This window comes from Pseudomonas sp. Sample_23 (assembly GCF_004307595.1).
GTDB lineage: Bacteria > Pseudomonadota > Gammaproteobacteria > Pseudomonadales > Pseudomonadaceae > Aquipseudomonas > Aquipseudomonas atacamensis.
The window spans coordinates 1-9,059 of sequence record NZ_RCNX01000060.1 but is presented as its reverse complement, the minus strand read 5'-3'; the positions used below and the strand labels follow the sequence as shown (position 1 = coordinate 9,059).

Genomic DNA, 9,059 nt, shown 5'->3' with positions numbered 1-9,059 from the left:
CCCTGTTACCGCCGTGAAAGGGCGGTGTCCTAGGCCACTAGACGAAGGGGACACACTACAACATTCACTCCCTGCTGCGTTTCGCTGTGTGCTTTACGCTGCAAGTGGCGCGCATTCTATGGATGGATTGAGGGGTCGTCAACCCCCTGATATAAATTTATTTAAATCAATGACTTCGACCTGGATTACGGGCCGCGTAGGGCTTTTCCGTCGTCCGAAACCTGACGCCTATATTCCGCCACTCGCCAAGACGTTATAGTCACCGCACAGTGATGGCAATCTGCACATCAAGCGCCAGCATTCATCTATACAGCTGGCGGCCGATACAGATTGCAGCAGCCGATCAAACCCGTCGAGCGGCGCTAGGCGCCTAAATGCCCAGCCACTACACTCGCATGCGAACCCTATAAAGAGGTCTTACCGGTGACACCACTCATGATCACCCTGCTAGTCGTAGCCGGGATCGCAATTCTGATCGCCATTGGCTACATGAACCATGTGGTGGAAAACAACAAACTGGAGAAGGCCCGCACCAAAGTCGAACTCAACGACCGCCTGCGCCGCTGCGGCGAACTGACCGAAACCTTCCCCGGCCAGTTCATGACCCCGGCGCTCAAGCTGCTGCTGACCCGCCTGGAACTCAACGTCTGCCAGCGCCTGCTCAACCTGGAAAAAACCAGCGCGACGACCAAGGCCCGCATCACCGAACTCAGCGCCCTCGTTGCCCAGGGCGAATCGATCCCGGTGAACAACCCGCCCGCGCCGATCCTGACCGAAGCCAAAGCCAAAGACGTGCGCTTCCTCCTCGAAGCCCTGCACGGCCAGATCACCCGCGCCGCCCACGACGGTTTCCTGCCACCGAACGAAGCCAAACAATGGATTCGCGAAGTGCGCCACATCCTGGTGCTGCTGCACATCGAATTCTTCAACAACCTCGGCCAACAGTCCCTGCAACAAAACCAACCCGGCCAGGCCCGCCTCGCCTTTGAACGCGGCGTGCAATACCTGCGCAAACAGCAGGACCCGCAGATGTATGCCGAGCAACTGCAATACCTGGAAAAACTCCTCGCCCGAGCCAACGCCCAGGTCATGGACAAGATCGCCCCGGTGGAAGGTGAAGAAAACCAACTGACCGCCGGCTTGAAGGATGTCGAAGCCGATGCGGACTGGAAGAAGAAAGTGATTTACGACTGAGGCGCGAATGCTGGGGAGAGAAGCCACCGTTATTGGTGGCTTTTTTGTGGGTTACTTGAAAGAGGATGTGACTTGAAGACCGCTTTCGCGAGCAGACTCGCTCCCACATTGGGAAGCAGTGTTCTCAGGTAAAAATCGGTCGGGTGTCAGGCCGCCTTCGCTGGCAAGCCAGCTCCCACAAAACAGCAAAAGCAAACCCGGGCCATTCCCACGCGGCGAAGCCGAGAGCCTGGTCGGCCCGAAGGCCGCCAAGACTCAAAGCCGAAAATGCCCAACCATCGAGCGCAACTCCCCGCCCAACTGCGCCAGCTCAACACTCGAAGCCGCATTCCCGCGCATGGCCACGGAAGAGTGATCCGCACTCGCTCGAATCTGCGTAACACTGCGATTGATCTCCTCTGCCACCGAACTCTGCTCCTCCGCCGCCGCCGCGATCTGCTGATTCATCTGCTGAATCAACGACACCGCCGCGGCAATACTCCCCAGCGCACTTTCGGTCTGCAACGCATCACTGACCGCCAGTTTGACCAACTCGCCACTGCTGCGAATCTGCTGCACCGACGACTGCGCCGCCGCGCGCAGAGCACTGACCAGGCGCTCGATCTCCTCGGTCGATTGCTGCGTGCGCCGCGCCAGTGCACGCACTTCATCGGCCACCACCGCGAATCCCCTGCCCTGCTCGCCGGCCCGCGCCGCTTCGATCGCCGCGTTCAGCGCCAACAGATTGGTCTGCTCGGCCACGCTCTTGATCACCTCGAGCACCGTGCCGATATTCTGAATTTCGGCACTGAGGCTCTCGATGCTGGAACTGGCCGAAGTCGCCGAATCCGCCAACTGCTCGATCCGCGCCATGCTTTGGCGCACCACCTGCTGGCCGCTCTCGACCTTGTCATCCGCCGTCTGCGCCGCCAGCGCCGCCTCTTCGGCATTGCGCGCGACGTCATGCACGGTGGCGGTCATCTGGTTCATGGCGGTGGCGACCTGCTCGGTTTCCTCCTTCTGGCTGTTGACCTCCAGATTGGTCTGCTCGGTCACCGCCGACAGCGATTGCGCGGAACCGGCCAAGCGCTCGATGCCGGCCTGCAAGCCGCTGACAATCGCGCCGAGGCCGGCAGCCATCTGCTGCATGGCCAACATCAATTGTCCCATTTCATCGCGGCGCGTCACCTCGACCTTCGCCGTCAGATCACCCGCAGCAATCTGCTGCGCCACACGAATGACACTGCGCAGCGGCGCAACGATCAGGCGCGTGATCACCCACGCGGCAAGTAATCCGACCAACAAGGCCAGCGCCGAAGAGCCAATGATCAACACCGTGTTCTTTTTCAGCTCCGCCTGCATCGAAGCGTCTTCGGCGACGTAGGCCTGATTGACCCGGTCCACCACCTGCGCGGCACGCTGATGCAGTTGGTCATAAACCGTTTTTTCTTGCGCCAGCAACCCGGTGTATTCAGCCAGTTTCTCGTTGAATCCGGCGATATGCCCCGACACTTCGTTGAGCACAGTCAGATAGCCCTCGTCCTTGACCGTGGTTTTCAGCGCCTCGGCCTGCTCCTGCGCTTGCGCGGCCTGCTCGATGTTGCCCTGACCGGCATTGTCGGTATCGCCCTTGCGGCTCTGATCCAGACGCACCCGCGCTTCGTTCATCGCTTGCAGCATCAGTCGCGAGACCTGACTGACCTGATTCGCCTGTTCGATGAACTGCGCGCCGTCCTTGCCCTCGGTGTCTTTCAAGGTGTAGGCGCCATCATCGGCCAGGCCGCTCTGCAACACGTCAAGGTTATTGGCCACGCTCGACACCGACCAACTGGCCATCTCCAGCGCAAGGTCCTTGGCCTGGCTCAGCGAGACGAATTCATCGAAGGCCTTGCGATAAGCGCCCAGCGCTTGCTCGACATCGCTCATCACCGGCACATTGGCCGGGGAATGTGCCTTGAGCTCGCCGGCAAGAACGATCAGCCCATCGACGCCTTCGCGCAAGGCATCGGCGGTCTTCGGATTGCCGCGCAGGGCGTATTCCTGCTCGAGCAGGCGCACCTTGAGCAGGCCGCTGTTGAGCGCGGACATCTGCTTCAAGCCGTCGAAACGCAGACTGATGGTTTGCAGCGACCAGACGCCGATCGCCGCCACCAACGCAGTCAGCAACAAGACGAGCACAAATCCGATACCCAGTTTTTTCGCCATACCGAGGTTGGCAAAACGTCCTTGCACGGCCGAAATCATTGCGCGTAGTCCCCTGCCAAAGTCTGTTGCCGAAGATTCGCAACGGGCTCGAACCAGCACAAGACTCTGGCGTCGGAATAATGGCAAAAAGCTACGCCCGCGTCGTTTTCAGAATGCTGGAGGTCGATCCGCGCAAGTATTGCGAAAAAACTGCCGCGCCCGAGGGTCGCAGGCACAGGCCACATTGATGCGCTGCCAGTCACCGCACTCACCGCTGGGACTGAAGGCGTCCGCTGCTGATAACTCCAGCCCGCAACGCTGGGCCTGCCTGCGCACCGACGTCTGGTCGCGCAAGCGCGCCCGCGCCCAGATAAACAACCCGCCAACCGGCTTGCCGAACACTTCCCACTCGGCATCTTCCAGGGCCTGCAAGGCCGCCGCGCGATCGGCATTCAAGCGCTGGCGCTGGCGCTGCACCAGTTTGCGATAAGCGCCGGTCGCCATCAGCCTGGCCAGCACCGCCTCGGCCAGCCTCGAACAGCCGAGCCCGCTGATCATCTTGACCTCGGCCAGGCGCTTCAGCAGTTCGCTGTCAGCCAGAACAAAGCCGACCCGCAACGAACTGCTCAGGGTCTTGGAGAAGCTGCCGACATAAATGACCCTGCCGCCATGGTCCAGCGCCGCCAACCGTGTACCGCTGCCGGTGTGCAGATCAGCGTAGACGTCATCTTCGATCACGCGCAGGTCGTAGGTCTTGCTCAACTGCACGATACGCTGGGCGACCGCAGGCGTCAGGCAGCTGCCGGTGGGGTTGTGGTGATGACTGCCGATGAACAGGGCGCTGGGACGAAACTGACGCAGCACTGACTCGAGCATGTCGATGTCCGGCCCGCTCGGTGTCCGACGCACTTCGAGCATCTGTACGCCGTGCAGGCGCAGCAGGTCAAACAACGGTGCATAACCGGGCGTTTCCACCACCACGCAGTCGCCGGCCTTGAACAGGGTGCGCACGATCAGATCGAGCGCATGACTGGCACCGCTGGTACTCATCAGCCGGGTATTGCAAGCGTCGATGTTCAGCAGTTTGAGACGCTTGGCAATTTGCTCGCGCAACGCTGGCAGGCCCAGCGGCGAGCTGTAGTTGAACAGACTGGCCATGTCGGTGCGCGCCACCTCGCGTAATGCGTAGCTGAGGTCGTCGGGCTCACGCCAGCTCGGCGGCAAGCCTCCTTGCCCCAAGACCAAGCGGCCCGACGAAGCGCTCAGCTCATCGCACCACGCATGGCGGCCTTCGAACACTGCCAGTTCCGAGTCCGTTTCGCGCAACGGCGGCGAGGCCGCGACGATGAATCCCGCGCCCTGACGCGCAGTCAACACACCTTGCGAAACCAGGCGCTCGCAGGCTTCGACGACACACGACTGGCTGAGCAGATTACCCCGGGCGATTTGCCGTACGGAGGGCAACCGGGTGGCCGGCGGGATGCCGCTTTGCACAATCCAGTCAGTCATTCCGTCGACGATCTGCTGCACGACCGGCACCATTGCCTGTCGGTCAATTCTCAGTTCCATGAGCTCGCAAACTCCTGTCAGTTTTGCTGGCAGCAGTAAATCACAGCCGCGCCGCCGAGGCTGTGCGACAACACCGCCAAATGCGGCAGTTCTAACGGTTTGATACACATTGTTTAACGGTATTCACAGGGACCGACCGCGAGGTACAAAAAAGCCCGCACGCAGGCGGGTTCTTTGTATTTCGGCAACTTTCAGAACGCCGTCACGCCGCCGTCCACCGCCAATGAGTGCCCAGTGGTGAACGCTGCGCCATCGCTGCACAGATACAGCACCGCGCTGGCGATTTCCTCGACCTTGCCAATGCGCCCGACCGGGTGCATGGCGTTGGCGAATTCGCCCTTCTTCGGGTCGGCTTCGTAGGCACGGCGGAACATGTCCGTATCGATCACTGCCGGGCACACTGCGTTGACGCGGATTTTCTTTTTCGCGTATTCGATCGCCGCCGACTTGGTCAGGCCGATCACCGCATGTTTCGACGCCGCATAGATGCTCATTTTCGGCGCTGCGCCCAGCCCGGCTACCGACGCCGTGTTGACGATCGCGCCACCGCCCTGCGCCAACAGCAACGGCAACTGATACTTCATGCACAGCCAGACGCCTTTGACGTTGACGCCCATGATCGCGTCGAACTCGTCCAGCGTACCGTCGGCCAGTTTGCCCTTCTCGATTTCGATCCCGGCGTTGTTGAAGGCATAGTCGAGACGACCGTAGGTATTGATCACCTCATCCATCAGATTTTTTACATCGCTTTCCACCGTCACGTCGCAGCGCACGAAGGACGCTTCGCCACCGGCGGTACGAATCAGCGCCACCGTGCCTTCGCCTCCAGCCGCGTCGAGGTCAGCCACCACCACTTTCAGGCCTTCGGCGGCAAACGCCAGGGCTGTCGCGCGACCGATGCCGTAGGCGGCTCCCGTGATTACAACCACCTGACCGGAAAACGTCATGCTCATGGCTATGTCCTCGAATGCAAAAAAAATGGGAGATGTTGGCGTCGCAGCATAGCCAAGGGCAGCGAAAGCGCGTCAGCACTATGCAATCGCTGTTTACAGGCCCATGCGCTGCAGTGATAAAACCCGCCCCGTAATCATCACTGCACTGGATCGACTCGCATTCGCCGTATCAGCCAACCTTGCGACATCGCCGTTGAAGAGCTATCAACAAGGCTTCATTCCATTCGAGTGCCTGTCATGACCAACCAGACCAATCGCCAGTTCCTGCTCGCCAAACGCCCGGTGGGCGCCGCGACCCGCGAGACTTTCACTTATCAGGAAGTACCGGTCGGCGAGCCACAGGCGGGACAGATTCTGGTGAAAAACGAATACTTGTCCCTCGACCCGGCCATGCGCGGCTGGATGAACGAAGGCAAGTCCTACATCCCGCCGGTCGGTCTCGGTGAGGTCATGCGCGCACTGGGCGTGGGAAAAGTCATCGCCTCGAACAATCCTGGCTTCGCCGTCGGCGATTACGTCAATGGCGCCCTCGGTGTGCAGGATTATTTCCTCGGCGAGCCGCGCGGTTTCTACAAGGTCGACCCGAAACTCGCGCCATTGCCACGCTATCTGTCTGCACTGGGCATGACCGGCATGACCGCCTACTTCGCCCTGCTCGACGTCGGCGCCCCGAAAGCCGGTGACACCGTGGTGCTGTCCGGCGCGGCCGGTGCGGTGGGCAGCGTGGCCGGGCAGATCGCCAAAATCAAAGGCTGCCGCGTCGTCGGCATCGCCGGCGGGGCCGACAAGTGCAAATTCCTCATCGACGAATTGGGTTTTGACGGCGCCATCGATTACAAGGCCGAAGACGTCGTGGCCGGTCTGAAGCGCGAATGCCCGAAAGGCGTGGACGTGTACTTCGATAACGTCGGTGGCGACATTCTCGACGCGGTGCTGAGCCGCTTGAACATGAAGGCGCGCGTGGTGATCTGCGGCGCGATCAGCCAGTACAACAATAAAGAAGCGGTCAAAGGCCCGGCCAATTACCTGTCACTGCTGGTCAATCGCGCGCGCATGGAAGGTTTTGTGGTGATGGACTACGCCGCGCAGTTCGCCAGCGCCGCCCAGGAGATGGCCGGCTGGATGGCCAACGGGCAGCTCAAGAGCAAGGAAGATGTGGTTGAAGGGCTCGAGACGTTCCCGGAGACGCTGATGAAACTGTTCAACGGCGAGAACTTTGGCAAGTTGGTGTTGAAGGTTTAAGGCCAGCCTGAAACCAATGTGGGAGCGAGCCCGCTCGCGAAAGCGGAAGATCAGTCGGTAATGACGCCGACTGACACTCCCTCTTCGCGAGCAGGCTCGCTCCCACAGTTGGATCTTCAATAAGCTTTAGGCAATTTCGGCTACGACTGCGGCCAACGCCTGCGCCGGATCTGCCGCCTGGCTGATCGGACGGCCGATTACCAGGTAATCGGAACCGGCATCCAGCGCCTGACGCGGGGTCAGAATGCGCCGTTGGTCGTCCTGCGCGCTGCCTGCCGGGCGAATTCCCGGGGTCACCAGTTGCAGCGACGGGTGCGCGGTTTTCAGCGCCGACGCTTCCAGCGCCGAACAGACCAGACCGTCCATCCCGGCCTTCTCGGCCAGTGCCGCCAGACGCAGCACTTGTTCCTGCGGCTCGATATCCAGACCAATACCGGCCAGATCCTCGCGCTCCATACTGGTGAGCACGGTCACGCCGATCAGCAACGGTTGCGGACCACTGCGCTTGTCCAGCTCTTCACGGCAGGCAGCCATCATGCGCAGGCCACCGGAGCAGTGCACGTTGACCATCCACACGCCCATCTCGGCAGCGGCTTTCACGGCCATTGCGGTGGTGTTGGGGATGTCGTGGAATTTCAGGTCCAGAAACACTTCAAAACCCTTGTCACGCAGGGTGCCGACGATTTCCGCCGCGCAACTGGTGAACAGTTCCTTGCCCACTTTGACCCGGCACAGCTTCGGGTCCAACTGGTCGGCCAGCTTCAGTGCGGCGTCACGGGTGGGGAAATCCAGGGCGACGATGATAGGAGTCTGGCAGGCGGACATGGATGGGCTCTCAGGCTGGTCGAAAACGGCGCGCATTGTAGCGGAACCGGCGGCAGCGCGGCACCCGATGATCGGTAAATCGTCGCGCTGGCGGTTATCAGCTTAGCCCGCACGGCTATTGTGTCGACTCCGATACACAGCCGACACGCCGGCAACATGCATTCGGGTTAGCCTCGCCCGGCGCAACACGTCCTTACAACAGCACTTCCCGCCTCCCGGCCGGACGCCTATGCTGAAACCACCCCTGGCAGTGAACAGCCCCATGCACAACACCCCGACAACCATGACGGATGAAAGCAAAGACGACAAGCGCTGGAGCATCCGCGCGCTGATCGTCGACGATGACGTGCCGATCCGCGAGCTGATGATCGATTACCTCGCCCGTTTCAACATTCACGCCAGCGGCGTCACCGACGGCGCGGCGATGCGCCAGGCGCTGCTGGGCGAACATTTCGACGTCATCGTCCTCGACCTGATGCTGCCCGGCGAAGACGGTCTGTCGCTGTGCCGCTGGCTGCGCGCCGAATCGGACATCCCGATCCTGATGCTCACCGCCCGCTGCGAACCCACCGACCGCATCATCGGCCTGGAACTGGGCGCCGACGATTACATGGCCAAACCGTTCGAACCACGCGAACTGGTCGCCCGCATCCAGACCATCCTGCGCCGCGTGCGCGACGACCGCAGCGAACAGCGCGCCAACATTCGCTTCGACAACTGGCGGCTGAACAGCGTCCTGCGCCAAGTGGTCGCCGACAACGGCCTGGTAGTGCCGTTGTCCAACGCCGAATTCCGCCTGCTCTGGGTCTTCATCGAACGCCCGCGTCGCGTGCTCAGCCGCGAACAACTGCTCGACGCCGCTCGCGGTCGCTCGATCGAGGCTTTCGACCGCAGCATCGACCTGTTGGTCTCGCGCCTGCGACAAAAACTCGGCGACGACCCGAAAGCCCCGCAACTGATCAAGACCGTGCGCGGCGAGGGTTACCTGTTCGACGCGCGGGACATCGGTTGATGAAGGCGCGCTTCGACACCCTGTTCGGTCGCCTGTTCGGGGTGCTGTTCGTGGCGATTGTCCTGGCGCACCTGCTGGCCTTCGCCTGGTTCAGGCTCTAC

7 protein-coding genes and 1 pseudogene are annotated in these 9,059 nt (G+C 61.3%); 4 read left to right on the top strand and 4 right to left on the bottom strand.

The genetic code is table 11. The features are described from left to right. Positions 1–435: 435 nt before the first annotated feature. Entirely contained in the window at positions 436–1,194 is a 759-nt protein-coding gene (locus tag D8U82_RS16250) for a hypothetical protein (protein ID WP_039764159.1), read from the top strand. 255 nt (positions 1,195–1,449) lie between these two features. On the opposite strand, the gene D8U82_RS16245 is transcribed toward D8U82_RS16250, so the two are convergent. The 3 genes from D8U82_RS16245 to D8U82_RS16235 all read right to left on the bottom strand — a co-directional run bounded on the left by D8U82_RS16245 (position 1,450) and on the right by D8U82_RS16235 (position 5,879). Next, positions 1,450–3,417 (bottom strand): methyl-accepting chemotaxis protein, encoded by a 1,968-nt coding sequence (locus tag D8U82_RS16245; RefSeq protein WP_130902527.1) that lies wholly within the window; start codon positions 3,415–3,417, stop codon positions 1,450–1,452. Between the two features lie 108 nt (positions 3,418–3,525). Then, complete coding sequence (locus D8U82_RS16240; protein WP_130902526.1) at positions 3,526–4,926, bottom strand: PLP-dependent aminotransferase family protein; 1,401 nt, start codon at positions 4,924–4,926, stop codon at positions 3,526–3,528. Positions 4,927–5,117: 191 nt separating this feature from the next. After that, positions 5,118–5,879, bottom strand: coding sequence for an SDR family oxidoreductase (locus D8U82_RS16235; protein WP_016773663.1), 762 nt, complete (start codon positions 5,877–5,879; stop codon positions 5,118–5,120). A 237-nt stretch (positions 5,880–6,116) separates the two neighbouring features. Between D8U82_RS16235 and D8U82_RS16230 the strand changes: the two genes are divergently transcribed. Next, positions 6,117–7,121, top strand: coding sequence for an NADP-dependent oxidoreductase (locus D8U82_RS16230; RefSeq protein ID WP_016773662.1), 1,005 nt, complete (start codon positions 6,117–6,119; stop codon positions 7,119–7,121). 126 nt (positions 7,122–7,247) lie between these two features. Here D8U82_RS16230 and pyrF read toward each other — a convergent pair whose 3' ends face one another. Then, complete coding sequence (gene pyrF, locus D8U82_RS16225; RefSeq protein WP_071173241.1) at positions 7,248–7,946, bottom strand: orotidine-5'-phosphate decarboxylase; 699 nt, start codon at positions 7,944–7,946, stop codon at positions 7,248–7,250. 262 nt (positions 7,947–8,208) lie between these two features. On the opposite strand from pyrF, the gene D8U82_RS16220 reads away from it, so the two are divergent. After that, a complete protein-coding gene (locus tag D8U82_RS16220) occupies positions 8,209–8,958 on the top strand; it encodes a response regulator transcription factor (protein WP_130902525.1) in 750 nt (249 codons plus the stop codon). Beyond that, a pseudogene (locus D8U82_RS16215) lies at positions 8,958–9,059 on the top strand (two-component sensor histidine kinase); the annotation flags it as partial. The gene D8U82_RS16220 and the pseudogene D8U82_RS16215, both read left to right, overlap by 1 nt.